Here is a 12,168-nt window from a genome sequence, read left to right as displayed (position 1 = left end):
AGTCGTAGAAAGTACCATGGGCGGCAGTAGACGGGTTCCGAAGTGTCGACGTCGCGACGGCAGCGCGTCCGCCGAACCGCGTCAGTCGTCGGTGCCGACGATCCCGCAGGCGATGGCGTCCGGATCGCGGATCTCCTCGCCGTCGACCGCGTCTGGATCCAACAGGAGGATCGTGTCGTCGGGCATCTCGTCTTCGATCTGAACCGTCCGCCCCAGGGCGTCCTCGAGTTCGTCGACGTCGTCGACGTCGAACTCGCGCTCGACGAGCAGTTCGGCGTTGGCCCGCGAGAGGACGAAGACCAGTTCGCCCGGCGCAGTCCCCTCGCTCTCCTCCGCCTCGAGTAACTCGGACAGCGCGTCGGACGTGACGCCCTCGAGCGAGCGGATGGTCACGCGCTCGGTGTCGGAGCCGGGCGCGTTGTCCGACTGGGTGCGCAGGCGCGCGGCCAGTTCCTCGAAGTCGGTGGCGGCGTCGATGGGGGTGTCGCTACTCGAGCCCATACGGGAGCGACAGTCCCGCCAGCCTTGATGGTGGGGCTGGCCAGTTCCGGCCGGAACGGGACCGGCCGACGTCCGGACGGGGATCAGGAACGACGCGTGCCGACCGAGATCGCCCAGAAGGAGGCGACGGTGACGACGAACGTGAGGGCGACGGCGAGGGCGTAGCCGTCGGTGTACGCGACGCTCGCGGTCCCGAGCGGCGGCATCGCCAGCGCGCTGGTCCCGATGGCGACGTTGAACGTGCCGACGATGGCGGTCCCCCTGTCGGCGCCGTAGATCCCCATCAGCAGCGGGATGTACAGCGTCGCCGTCCCGCCGAGCCCGATTCCGAGCAGGAAGACGCCGACGGCGAGCACCGGGAACTGCGGGGCGAACAGCAACAGGACGCCGGCGGCCGCAGAGACGAGCGAGGCGAGAAACGCCCGTCTGGCCCCGGCCCTGTCGGCGAGGTACCCGCCACCGATCCGCGAGATGATGCTGACGCCGCCGACGAGTCCGAACGCCGTCGAGGCCCCGGCGGCCGTCAGCCCGCGGGCGGCGAAGAGATCGACCGCGAACGCGGCGAGCAGCTGGTACCACGAGAACGCGAGCGCGATGCCGACAAACAGCAGTTGGAACGTCCGCGTCCTGGCCAGCCGTCTGATCCACTCGAGGACGTCGCCGCTCGAGTCCGTCGCACCGTCCGTCCACGGCGGGCGTCGGCACGCGATCCCCGCGAGGAGGAACGCGACCGCGGTCGCCGCCATGACGGCGGCGAACCCCTGACGGACCCCCAAGCGCGCGATAACGGCCTGCCAGATCGGCGGCAGGAGGGCCAGCCCCAGCCCGTTGCCGACGAAGATCAGCCCCGTCGCGGCGCCCCGTCGCTCGTCGAACCAGCGCGGGATTATCGACGCGAGCAGGACGTACACCGTCCCGAGCGCGAGGCCGAGCAGCGCGAACACGAGGCTCAGCCCGAGGTACGACCCCGTGAGGAACAGCGCGGGCGCGATCGCAGCGGTGACGGCCGCACAGGCGAGTAACAGCGGGCGGGCCGGCAGTCGCGCGGCGAAGACGCCGACCGCGCCGGCGCCGATGAAGAAGGTAAACAGCATGATCGAGAAGACCGTCGAGAGCGCGACCGGCGAGACGGCAAAGGCCTCGCTGAACGGCTGCCGCAGGATCCCGTAGGAAAACGGTGTGCCGAACGTGAACACCATGCCGATCGCGCCGGCGACCGCCACGAGCCAACTCCGTCGGCTATCGGGCCGCTCCGTCTCGTCGTTCGTCACGGCGCATCGTATCCCACCGGCCGGCGAAAACGTTCTGTTTCGAACCGGGCTCGGGGCGGCCTGGCACAGCGATCGGGTTACTGGTACGCGGGCAGCCGATCCGATCGGTCGGAACCGTCGACGAACGGTAGCTCGGTCACCGTCGCGGGGACCTCCTCGCCGTCGACCCGGACCGTCAGCGCGTCGCTCTCGAGGCCGTAGTCGACGACGGCGAGCGCGATGACCGCCTCGAGCAGCGGGCTCTCGCCGGCGCGGGTCACCTCGCCGACGGTGGCGTCGCCGTCGAAGACGGCCGCCTCGGCGTCGGGGACCGCCGGCGAGTCGTCCTCGTCGCCGGCCGCGGCGCCCTCGAGGGTCAGTCCGACCAGTTTCCGGCTCGGCTGGCCGCGGTTCTCGACGCGGGAGACGACCTCCTGGCCGACGTAACAGCCCTTCTCCCAGTCCAAGGCGTTGCGCAGGCCGAGCACGTTCGGGAGCGTCCCCTCGAGTTCGGTCTCGAAGAGGGGGGAGCCGGCCTCGAGCGCGAGGCTCTCGAAGGTGCGGTAGCCGAAGGGGGCGGCGTTGAGCCCCTGCGTCTCGAGAATGTCGTAGACGTCTTCGGCGGCGTCGGCCGCACAGATCACTTCGTAGCTCTCCTCGCCGGTCAGCGCGTCAGTGCGGATGACGGTCACGCCCTCGTCGCCCATCGTCCCGCGGACGAACGAGTAGCGCTCGTCGGGCGAGGCGGCGCCGTTGAGAACGCTGGCGACCTTCTCGGTGGCCGTCGGGCCATGGATCCCGAAGACAGCGTAGTCGTCGGTCGCGAGGCGGATGTCGACGTCCTGGATGAAGACCTTCTCGGACCAGTCCTCGACCAGCGGTTCGGCCTCGGAGGGCGGCGTGAAGAGGAGCAGTCGCTCGCCTGCGTTGTAAACGTACAGTTCGATCTCGATCCCGCCCTGCGGATCGAGGACGAGCGCGTAACAGCCGTGGCCGTCCTCGGCCGGCACGTGGTTCGAGACGACGTTATCGACGTACTCGAGTCGATCGTCGCCCTCGACCACGACGACGCCGTAGGCCATCTCGATCAGGCCGACGCCGTTGCGGACCGCCCGGTGGGTCCGTTCCGGGCGGCCGAAGTGTTCGACGATCGTCCGGCCGTCGCGCTCGCCGAACGCGGCCCCGTGCTCCGAATGAATCGCCTCGATAACGGTCATACGGGTGTACAGGTGCCTGCGCCTCTCAGGCGTTTCGATTCAAAAGGGGAATCGATCGCGAAGCCACTCGCCGATCGTCTGGTCGTCGTTCTCGTCGGTCGGCGCCTCGGGGATCACCTGCTCGTCGGGCTTGATGACGGTCTCGCTGCCGCCGGATTCGACGACGATCAGCCCGTCCTGCTTGAGCGTCGAGAGCGCCGTCTCGAGTTCGTCGATATCGACTTCGACCGCCGCCCGGAGTTCGAAGACACTCATCCCCTCGTCGGCCCGATCGACGAGCGCGTCGAGTACCGCCACCTGCGTCCCCGTTCGGTCCCGGTACTCCCGCTTTGCTCTCATTCGTCGGCGTATTCAACGACGGGGGATTTGACGTTTGTCGTTGCTCGGTCGCCGGGCGGATCGAGATCGTCCCCGAACCGATCGGTTGCGTCGCCGTCACGATCGGGTTCCCGGAGGCAGCACGTTTTTTATGTGATGACTGGGTACGGTGAGACAATGGCCCTTCGATGTTCGTTGCTCGGACACGACTACGGTGACCCCGAAGTCGAACGCGAGCGCGAAGAACGGGGCAGCGAGGTCGTCGTAACCGTCCAGGAGTTCGAAGAGTGTGCCCGCTGTGGCGACCGAAACGTCCTCAGCGAGAACACGGAGGTCACGAGCCTCTCCGCCGCGACGGCTGCCGATTCGCTCCCCCCCGAGCCCGAACCCGAAACAGCGATACCCGACAGCGACGAGGCTGTCGAACCACCGACCGGCGCGGCCGACGAGGTCGGCACCGAGGTCGCCTTCAGCGACGACGGTGACGACGACTTCATCGACGCCGAAGCGAACGAACCGGCGGCCGCCGCGGACGAGTCGACCGACGACTTCGACGTGCCGACCGACGAGAACGGCGACCCCGTGACCGACGACGGGGAGATCCTCGACGACGATGACGATGCTCCCCGCTCTGCCGACCGCGAGCGCGACCACGGTGAGTGGCCCGACTCCGACGACGTCGGTCCGCCCGTCGGCAGCGAGAACGAGCCCTCCGGGTGGCCCGACTCCGACGAGGACGGCGACCGCGATGACGACGCCCCGATCGACGCTGAACTCGACGACCCGGTCGAACCCGACGAGCCGGTGACCGACGACGCGGTCGTCCTCGAGGACGACACCGGGACCGTCTCCGGCGGGCGAGGCGAGTCGACCGCGGCGGCCGACGCCAGATCCGTGACCGCGGAGCCGCCGAACGCACCCGAAACGCAGGGATCGACCGACGCGGGCCCGGCGACGGGCGACGAGTCGGCCGAGGACGGCGCCGCCTCGGGCAGCGGAATCGAACGAGCGGGGTCGGCGCCGACGCCCAGCCAGAGCGACGGGCCGCGCGAGAACGTCCCGACCGAGTTCTACTGTCCGCGGTGCAACTTCGTCTCGGACGGCAACCGGGGATCGCTGCGCGCCGGCGACATCTGTCCCGACTGCCGAAAGGGATACCTCGGCGAACGGGAACGCCGCTGACAGGTCCGCTCGAACCCGCGGCCGCGACGCGGGGACCGCGCGCCCGTCACTGTTCTCGAGGCGCGTGTTGGCTGGTCGTAACGTCGGCTATGAAAAGAGGTAAACACTCCGCCGTGTATCTCCAATCCATGAAGGAGTACAAGATGCGACGCGGTGAGTATCTCGAGGAGCGAATCCCCGATATGGAGTCGACGGTCGAGGAGTACTTCGGTCCCATCACGGGGACCGAGGAGTACAAGGGGAGCGACCTCTACGTCATCGGCGAGCCCGACAACCCCGTCTTCGAGAAGATCGTCGTCGGAACCGTCGAGTACTCCGGCAAGAAGGACAAGCTCGCCGTCGAGTTCTACGAGCGCGATCCGACCGAACTCGGCCCCGAAGAGCTCGAGGCCGCCGCCGACGCCGTCGACATCAAAAACGACTTCCTGCTCGAGGCGACCGCACGGGACGCCAAGGCCCGCCGCGACTCGATGAAACGGGCCGTCGAAGACGATCCGGATCACGACTTCTAACGGCTTCACAGCGGCAGTAGAACACCGCTCGAGGGAGAGCCGCCGTCTCGGACGAGAGCCGAGAGCGACGGCTAGTCGCGCTCCTCGCGTCGCTCGTGAATGTTGACCAGCCCGGCGCCGGAGCTGCGGCTGACGATATCGACGACGTCGCCGGCCTCGACCGCGTTGAAGTCCTCGCGCACGAGCGTCGTCTCCCGGCAGTCGTCGCCGTCCAGGGCGCAGGCGTAGATCCGATACTCGACGATCTCGTACTCGGCGGCGAGTCGATCGGCTACCGAGTCGGAGACGACCAGCGGCTCGTCGGGATCGACCTCGTCGGCGAGCGCCTCGTGGGGGTCGTCGTCGTAGGCGACCCCTTCGTCGGGATCGTAGCGTCGCACGACCGCGTCGAACGGCTCGTCGTCGTCCCACGGGTGGAGCCGAACGAACTTCCGCGTGATCTCGATGCGATCGGCGATCCCGAGGCGGGTGGCGCACCCCGCGAGCGCGATCGACGGCACCGCGGCGAGCAACGCGCGTCGGTTCACTACTCAGGGGGTAGTCGGAGGACCCTCGAGTAGCTTTCGCCGGCAGTGGGAGACGGCGCTCCGAAACGGCTATTATCGGCCCGTCAAATCTCCGGATAATGGATTTCGTCTCGTTCCTGACGGCGACGCTCGTCGCCCACGTCGGGTTCGCGATCTTCGTCGCCGGCCACGCCGCGCTGACCGACCGCGACGCCGGCTACTGGCCGTACCTGACGCTCGCGCTGGGTATCGCGGGACTGGCCGGCTACTTCTTCTACGACGGCGAACAGTAGTCTCGAGTTCTCGAGTCGCGCCTCAAGGGCGAAACGCAGGTGGTGCAGAAACGGAGCGCGTCGGGTGCGACCGGACTCAGGCCAGGAAGACGTGGCGCGGCCGGTCGGTCAGGACGTCGCGGCCGAACTCGACGGCCTCCGAGAAGGCGTCGCTGCGGAAGAACTGCATGGCGTCCTCGCGGGAATCCCAGCGGCTGGCGATGAACATGTCGTTTTCGTCCTCGCGGTTGACCAGCAGGTCCGTCTTGCGGTGGCCGTCCATCTCCGCGAGCAGTTCGCCGGCCTCCTCGAAGGTGCCGACGAAGTCCCCGCGGTGCTCGGGCTTGACGGAGTAGAACATCCCCATCGTGCCCCAGGAGTCGCCCTCGTCGTCGCCGGCCTGGCGGACGACATCGGGCAGATCGGCGAGGAATCCCGCCGCGGTGCTCGCGGCCCGTTCGGTCTCCCAGAGGCTGACGACTGCGGTTTCGCCGTCGTCACCGCCCACTTCCGGTTCGTAGACGGCCGTCTTCACGTGCGTGTCGTAGTGATCGAAGTTCCCCCGGAGGCCGTCGACCTCCTCGAACAGCTCCTCGGCGTCGGCCGCGGAGTAGAGCACGACCGCGTGGACGTCCTCGCCGTGGGGCTGGCCGGCGTAGACGCCCATGTCCTCGAGTTCGCTGCGGAGGTCCTCGTCGTCGTCGCCGTGCGGACCGCCGGAACTACCGTGGTCGCCGCGGCCGCTGGAACTCGAGTCGCCGTGGTGACCGCCGGAATCGCCGTGGTGATGACCGCCGCTCTCACTGCTGGCGTGCGGATGCTCGCCGCGGGACTCCTCGCCCTCCCGGGGGATCCGCTCGCCCGCGAGGAACGCGCCGAGATCTTCCGGCGGGAACCGGCGGGCAGAGAGGAACCGGCCGAACTCGGCGAAGCGGGAGCTCGAGGGGTCGAAGCGCATCTCGTAGAGGAGTTCCTTCACGTCGGTCGGATCGTCGCCGAACAGGGTGACGCCCCACTCGAAGTCGTCGAGGCCGATGCTGCCGGAGATGATCTGGGTGACCCGGCCGGCGTAGTCTTTCCCGATGTCGCCGTGCGAGGAGAGGTGCTCGGCGCGCTCGTCGAAGGGCAGATCGTACCAGTTGTCCTCCGACCCGCGGCGCTTGTCCATCGGATAGAAGCTCAGGAACTCGCTGTCTGGAATCTCGGGTTTGAGCCGGGTTTCGATGTAGCGCGCCATGCCGGTGTCCTCGACCTCCGCGTCCTCGTCGAAGTAATCCTGGGACATGTAGCCCGAGACCTCCGTCACGGAGAGGTAGGAGTCGGCGCGCTCGGTGAACTCCGCCAGTGCCGTCCCTTCGAACCGGCGCTCTAACGCGTCGAGGTCGGCCAGCGTCGGGCGGAGGTGGAGCACGAGGAGGTCGGCCTTGTGGCCGAGCACCGCGAACGTCGCCGACTCGCCTTCCTCGGCGTCCGCGACCGATTCGGCGGCGGAGAGATACTCGACTCCCTCCTCGATCGCTTGCGAGCGCCGGCGTTCGGGGGCGTCTCGCCAGGCGTCCCAATCGATCGACCGGAAATCGTGCAGGACGTACCAGCCCTCTTCGGTCTGTGGCGGCTGCCGTCGTTCCATGGGCGACGATTGGGACGGCGAGGCTAAGAAGGACGGGGTTTCGGTTCGACGGGCGGGGTAGCCGACCGGCGCGAACCCGAGCCTGGACGCCGAACGCGTTCGGTTTCCGACGCAAGGATCGACGGCTTCGGCGACGGATTTCGATCGACTGCGCCGCTTCCCTCGGCGACAGAACGCCTTTCCGTCTGCCCGTGTAATTCACGGCGCACATGCGGAAAAGTGGGCCGCCGAAGGGACTCATCGCCTATCTCGTTCTCGAGCTACTCGAGGAAAAGCCCCGCTACGGCTACGAGATATTGAAGGAGATCCGCGAGATCAGCGGCGGCCACTGGGAACCGTCCTACGGCTCGGTCTACCCCATCCTCTACAAGTTCGAGGAGAAGGGGTGGGCCGAGCGGATCGACCGCGAGGACGAACCCGATCGGAAGTACTTCGAGCTCACCGAAGCGGGCGCCGCGGAGCTCGCGGATCGGCGGGAGAGCTGCGCCGAGAAGGCCCGCGACTTCGCCGATGTCATCCTGGGCTTCTTCCACGTCTACGCGGCGTTCTCGACGGACGAGCGGTTCGAAATCCCCGACCGGGACGGCGAGTGGCGCTTCGACGAGGCCTGCAGCGCGTGGATCGTCGAACAGCTCGCCCGCCACCACGAACGCTACTTCGACGCCGCGTTCGAGCGCATCGAGGCGACGCCCGAGGAGTTCTACGAGCGCCACGGTATCACGACGGATTCGGACGAGGAGACGCCGACCGACGCCAGCGACGCCTCGGACGCCGAGACTGAGTGACCGTCGGCGACGAGCGCGATACCGAGGGTAGCAATGTGCCGATCGGAAATTCAGAAACAGTCCGGAGAGCGGCGGCGCGAGCGTCCGACCGGCCTACTGGAGCAACGGAACGGACAGCATGAGCACGAAGCTCCCGAGCATCGTCAACCCGACGGCCGTCGTGACGGTGCGGACGTGTCCGCGGGTGGTCTCGAAGGGGAGCCGCGAGACGATCGCCTCGGTGCTCGTCCGGAGGATGTGGCCGCCGTCCAGCGGGAACGCCGGAATGCAGTTGAAGAAGCCGAGCTGGACGTTGATCCAGCCGGTCCAGAACAGGATGTTCGCGAGGAAGAAGACCGTCCCGTCGCCGAGCGCCGCCAGCGCCCCTTGCACCTCGTAGAAGTTCTGGACGCCGCCGGTGAAGCCGGCGAAGTTAAAGGGAAGGAGGCCGGCCACGGCGCTGACTGGAAGCATCACTGCGAGGACGATTTTCCCGATAAACGAGTTCATCAGGGCGTTGCCGGAGCCGTCCCCGCCGCCGAGAATCGCCAGGTAGTCCTCTGCGGGGTAGAGCTGGACGCCGATATCGCTGAGTTCGAAGCCGGACGCCCCGGTGTGGCCGACGACGCCGAGGTAGCTCCCGTCGTTGCGCGGGTGCTCGCCGAGCGTGACCTCGTACTCGACGCGCTCACCGTCGAGATACCCCTCGACGGTGACCTCGCTGCCGACCTCGCGTTCGTTGACCAGCGAGGTGAGGTCGTCGTAGGTGTGGGTCCGCTCGCCGTCGAACCGGGTGACGATCAGCGACTCGTCGATCGAACCCGTCGCCTCCTGGAGCGGTCCGTCGTCGGTGACGTCGACGGCGGCACCGATCGGCAGTTCGCGCTCGAGTTCCTCTCCGTCTCGTTCGATCGTCACGGAGACACGCTCATCGTCGCCGACGGCGTCGAAGAACTCGCGTTCGGTCGCGACCGACTGGTCGCCGACCCGGAGGATCCGATCGCCGATCTCCAGACCCCCTGGCCCGTTCTCGATCGCGGCGGTCACCAGCAGCGCGCGATCGACCGTCACCGTCCGCTCGCCGTTGAGTTCGAGTTCGACCTGCTCGCCCTCGGCGGCGTCCAGGCGATCGGCGAGCTCGTCGTTGGTCTCGACGGGCTCGCCCCCGATGGCGGTGATGCGGTCGTGGGGCTGAACGTCGGCTTCGTCGGCCGGCGAGCCGGGAGCGACGCCGCCGACGGCGGCGCCCGGAGCGACGGCGATCGATCCCGCGATCGGGCCGAAGAGCAGGCCGAAGACGAGGATCGTCACCGCGAAGTTGTTGGTGACGCCCGCGGCGAACATCCGCGTCTGACCGCCTCGAGAGGCCTCTTTGCTGCCTTCCTGATCGGGTTCGACGAACGCGCCCATCGGGATGAACGCGAGCATGGCCACGCCCATCGACTCGATCTCGATGTCCTCGACGCGACAGAGCAGGCCGTGACCGCCCTCGTGGACGACCAGCCCGACCAGCAGTCCGGTGACGATCCCGGGCGTTGCCGACACCGGGAGGAAGTCGTTGACCCCGGGGAACGGGATGACGTTTCGGGGCTGGTTGATGCTGCTGGCCGGCTGCGGCGACGTCAGCGCCGAAATCGCCCCGAGCGCGAGCACGACGAACATCGCCGCCATCACGACGATGGCGATGCCGACGCCGAGGTTCGACCAGGCGCGCCAGAACCGTTTGGGCCGCGCGAGGCGGTCGAGAAACCGCCGCCCGCGCTTGGTGTGGAAGGTCAGAATCGGCCCCTGTGTTCCGACGTACGACGGCAACAGCTCCGCTCGGCGGAGCGCGATGATCCCGAACCAGTAGACGAGCAGGCCGGCGACGACCCAGGTCAGGGTCTCCGACCCGGCGAGTTCGGGGACCGAAACGACAGCAGGGAAACCGTAGTCCATCGCTCCTATCTCCGGGAGGCGTTCTCAAAGGGCTTTTGTCTGTCCTGTCGGCAGAACGGGAGACTCGAGGACGAGAACCCGGACCGCGCGGTCAGCGTTCCCGGCGCAACCGGGCGACGACGAACTCGCGGTCGACCTTCGCGAGGAACGGGCCGAGTTTCGGCCCCTGGTCCTCGTCGAAGAACAGGCGGTAACCGGCGCCGAAGAAGTCGCCGACGTCGACGTCGTGGCGCTTGGCGGTCTCGTAGATCTCGCCCTGAATCTCGTCGGGTTCGTGGCCCGCCTCGATGAAGTCGGCGAGTTCCGCGAGGGCGTCTTCGGTCGCGGCGTCGAAGTCGTGATCGGGGATCTCGGTGCGCTTGAGTTCGTAGTCGAACTCGTTTGCGGTCCGTCGGGCCCAGTTGCGGGCCTTCTCGACCCGCGCGAGAGCGTCCTCGACGGCCCACTCGGGCGCGTCGTCGGGGATGTGGCCCTCCTTGCGAGCGACGTCTTCGCGCAGATCGGGGTCGTCGAACATTCCGAGGACGGCGGCGAACGTGTACGGAAGTCGAATCCGCTCTTCGCGGGGTTCCTCGACGACGAGCGGGTAGACCCGCTCCGCGAATGCCGCCTCGTCCTCGTCGGCCTCGATCTCGTCGAAGTAAATCGCCTCGAGCCGGTCGAACTCGTCGACCAGCTGGTCGAGCCGTTCGATGCTGAAGTCCCGGGCCTTGGAGGGATCCTTGGCGAAGAAGTACCGCAGCACCTCGGGCTCGAGCAGCTCGAGGACGTCCGAGACGAGGATGACGTTCCCCTCCGAAGAGGAAAACGGCTGGCCCTCGAGGGTGAACCACTCGTAGACCATCGGGACCGGCGGCTCGATCTCGAAGACGTTTCGCGCGACGTCCTGGCCGCTGGGCCAGGAGCCCTCGGCGTGGTCCTTGCCGAAGGGCTCGAAGTCGACGCCGAGCACCTGCCACTGGGCGGGCCACTCGAAGCGCCAGGGCATCTTGCCCTCCCGCAGCGTGGCGGTGCCCTCGTGGCCACAGCCGTCGATCGTCTGGTCGCCGGCGTCCATGTCGGTACACTCGTACTCGACGGTCGGCGTCTCGCCCTCCAGATCGACGCTGGTGACCGTCTCCGTGATCTTCCCGCACTCCTCACAGATCGGGTTGAACGGGACGTAGTCCTCGTCGACCTTGTCCTGGTACGCCGAGAGCACCTCGCGTGCGCGGTCCCGGTGCTCGAGGACGAAGCGCGTAACCTCCTCGAGGTCGCCGTTCTCGTACATCTCCGTGTTCGACACCAGATCGATCGGCACGTCGACGGCGTCGGCGCTGTCCTGGATGATCGTCGAGAAGTGGTCGCCGTAGGAGTCACAGCAGCCGAAGGGGTCCGGAATGTCCGTGTAGGGGGCGCCGAGGTTGCGCCCGAGCGCGCCCGCGTCGACCTCGCCGAGATCGACGAGGTTCCCCTCGAGGTCACAGAGGGTACGCGGCAGCTTGCGGAGCGGGTCGCGATCGTCGGCGGTGAACACCTGCCGGACCTCGTGGCCCCGCTCGCGGAGCACTTCGGCGACGTAGTAGCCCCGCATGATCTCGTTGACGTTCCCGAGGTGCGGAACGCCCGAGGGCGAGATGCCGCCCTTGACGACGATCGGCTCGTCCGGGTCGCGCGACTCTACTCGATCCGCGACGATGTCCGCCCAGAACGCGTGGCGCTCGTCTTCCTCGAGGTCGCGTTGCAGCGTGTAGGGACTCTCGTCGCTCATTGCTCGTCAGCGGCCCAGTAGGTCGGTTCCTCGCCCGCTCCCTCGGGGATGACGTCGGTCCCGTCGTGGTCGCCGTAGCGAACGGCGCGGGCGATCCGGTCGGGATCGGTACCGTCTAAGACGATCGTTCGCATCCCCGAGCGCTCGATGATCTTCGCCGCCAGCAGGTCGACGGGCGCCGAGGCGCCGGCGTTCATCTCGAGGCCGGCGATGGCGTCGACCAACTCCGCCGCGGAGAGCGAGTCGTACTTGGTCGCGTCGTCGTCCTCGTTGGGATCGGCGCTGTAGACGCCGGGGACGCTGGTCGCGTAGACGAGCAGATCGGCGT

13 protein-coding genes are annotated in these 12,168 nt (G+C 67.9%); 4 read left to right on the top strand and 9 right to left on the bottom strand.

What is annotated here, in order from left to right; genetic code table 11:
• Positions 1 to 81 precede the first annotated feature (81 nt).
• The 4 genes from C477_RS06385 to C477_RS06370 form a co-directional block, all read right to left on the bottom strand.
• Positions 82 to 501: a hypothetical protein gene (locus tag C477_RS06385; protein WP_008893636.1), complete on the bottom strand. Its 420-nt coding sequence runs from the start codon at positions 499 to 501 to the stop codon at positions 82 to 84.
• 83 nt (positions 502 to 584) lie between these two features.
• Positions 585 to 1,772 (bottom strand): MFS transporter, encoded by a 1,188-nt coding sequence (locus tag C477_RS06380; RefSeq protein ID WP_008893635.1) that lies wholly within the window; start codon positions 1,770 to 1,772, stop codon positions 585 to 587.
• A 77-nt stretch (positions 1,773 to 1,849) separates the two neighbouring features.
• Positions 1,850 to 2,968 (bottom strand): CAF17-like 4Fe-4S cluster assembly/insertion protein YgfZ, encoded by a 1,119-nt coding sequence (gene ygfZ / locus C477_RS06375; protein ID WP_008893634.1) that lies wholly within the window; start codon positions 2,966 to 2,968, stop codon positions 1,850 to 1,852.
• Positions 2,969 to 3,007: 39 nt separating this feature from the next.
• Positions 3,008 to 3,307 (bottom strand): DUF6432 family protein, encoded by a 300-nt coding sequence (locus C477_RS06370; protein WP_008893633.1) that lies wholly within the window; start codon positions 3,305 to 3,307, stop codon positions 3,008 to 3,010.
• Positions 3,308 to 3,463: 156 nt separating this feature from the next.
• Here C477_RS06370 and C477_RS06365 point away from each other — a divergent pair, with 156 nt between their 5' ends.
• Complete coding sequence (locus C477_RS06365) at positions 3,464 to 4,468, top strand: DUF7093 family protein (protein ID WP_049914346.1); 1,005 nt, start codon at positions 3,464 to 3,466, stop codon at positions 4,466 to 4,468.
• Positions 4,469 to 4,596: 128 nt separating this feature from the next.
• Positions 4,597 to 4,980: a DUF5611 family protein gene (locus C477_RS06360; protein ID WP_008893631.1), complete on the top strand. Its 384-nt coding sequence runs from the start codon at positions 4,597 to 4,599 to the stop codon at positions 4,978 to 4,980.
• A 71-nt stretch (positions 4,981 to 5,051) separates the two neighbouring features.
• Here C477_RS06360 and C477_RS06355 read toward each other — a convergent pair whose 3' ends face one another.
• Positions 5,052 to 5,507 (bottom strand): hypothetical protein, encoded by a 456-nt coding sequence (locus tag C477_RS06355; RefSeq protein ID WP_008893630.1) that lies wholly within the window; start codon positions 5,505 to 5,507, stop codon positions 5,052 to 5,054.
• Between the two features lie 98 nt (positions 5,508 to 5,605).
• Here C477_RS06355 and C477_RS24000 point away from each other — a divergent pair, with 98 nt between their 5' ends.
• Positions 5,606 to 5,779, top strand: a complete 174-nt coding sequence (locus tag C477_RS24000) for a hypothetical protein (RefSeq protein WP_008893629.1) — start codon at positions 5,606 to 5,608, stop codon at positions 5,777 to 5,779.
• 76 nt (positions 5,780 to 5,855) lie between these two features.
• Here the strand turns inward: C477_RS24000 and C477_RS06350 are convergent, their stop codons facing one another.
• Positions 5,856 to 7,388 (bottom strand): heme-binding protein, encoded by a 1,533-nt coding sequence (locus C477_RS06350; protein ID WP_008893628.1) that lies wholly within the window; start codon positions 7,386 to 7,388, stop codon positions 5,856 to 5,858.
• A 209-nt stretch (positions 7,389 to 7,597) separates the two neighbouring features.
• Between C477_RS06350 and C477_RS06345 the strand changes: the two genes are divergently transcribed.
• Entirely contained in the window at positions 7,598 to 8,173 is a 576-nt protein-coding gene (locus C477_RS06345) for a PadR family transcriptional regulator (protein ID WP_008893627.1), read from the top strand.
• Positions 8,174 to 8,266: 93 nt separating this feature from the next.
• Here the strand turns inward: C477_RS06345 and C477_RS06340 are convergent, their stop codons facing one another.
• From C477_RS06340 to C477_RS06330, 3 genes are all read right to left on the bottom strand, one after another.
• Positions 8,267 to 10,090, bottom strand: a complete 1,824-nt coding sequence (locus tag C477_RS06340) for a site-2 protease family protein (protein ID WP_008893626.1) — start codon at positions 10,088 to 10,090, stop codon at positions 8,267 to 8,269.
• Positions 10,091 to 10,181: 91 nt separating this feature from the next.
• Entirely contained in the window at positions 10,182 to 11,840 is a 1,659-nt protein-coding gene (gene lysS, locus C477_RS06335; RefSeq protein ID WP_008893625.1) for a lysine--tRNA ligase, read from the bottom strand.
• The coding region (locus C477_RS06330) for an amino acid kinase family protein (protein WP_008893624.1) at positions 11,837 to 12,168 on the bottom strand (332 nt) is incomplete at its 5' end. The genes C477_RS06330 and lysS, both read right to left, overlap by 4 nt.

It is taken from the genome of Haloterrigena salina JCM 13891, assembly GCF_000337495.1.
Classification (GTDB): domain Archaea; phylum Halobacteriota; class Halobacteria; order Halobacteriales; family Natrialbaceae; genus Haloterrigena; species Haloterrigena salina.
Note: the sequence above shows the minus strand (reverse complement) of the source record. Positions and strands in the feature narration are given on the sequence as shown.

Excerpts from the sequence above, each read along its gene's own strand:
- C477_RS06385 (WP_008893636.1), bottom strand. The coding sequence starts at position 501 with ATGGGCTCGAGTAGCGACACCCCCATCGACGCCGCCACCGACTTCGAG.
- ygfZ (WP_008893634.1), bottom strand. The coding sequence starts at position 2,968 with ATGACCGTTATCGAGGCGATTCATTCGGAGCACGGGGCCGCGTTCGGC.
- C477_RS06370 (WP_008893633.1), bottom strand. The coding sequence starts at position 3,307 with ATGAGAGCAAAGCGGGAGTACCGGGACCGAACGGGGACGCAGGTGGCG.
- C477_RS06365 (WP_049914346.1), top strand. The coding sequence starts at position 3,464 with ATGGCCCTTCGATGTTCGTTGCTCGGACACGACTACGGTGACCCCGAA.
- C477_RS06360 (WP_008893631.1), top strand. The coding sequence starts at position 4,597 with ATGAAGGAGTACAAGATGCGACGCGGTGAGTATCTCGAGGAGCGAATC.
- C477_RS24000 (WP_008893629.1), top strand. The coding sequence starts at position 5,606 with ATGGATTTCGTCTCGTTCCTGACGGCGACGCTCGTCGCCCACGTCGGG.
- C477_RS06350 (WP_008893628.1), bottom strand. The coding sequence starts at position 7,388 with ATGGAACGACGGCAGCCGCCACAGACCGAAGAGGGCTGGTACGTCCTG.
- C477_RS06345 (WP_008893627.1), top strand. The coding sequence starts at position 7,598 with ATGCGGAAAAGTGGGCCGCCGAAGGGACTCATCGCCTATCTCGTTCTC.
- C477_RS06340 (WP_008893626.1), bottom strand. The coding sequence starts at position 10,090 with ATGGACTACGGTTTCCCTGCTGTCGTTTCGGTCCCCGAACTCGCCGGG.
- lysS (WP_008893625.1), bottom strand. The coding sequence starts at position 11,840 with ATGAGCGACGAGAGTCCCTACACGCTGCAACGCGACCTCGAGGAAGAC.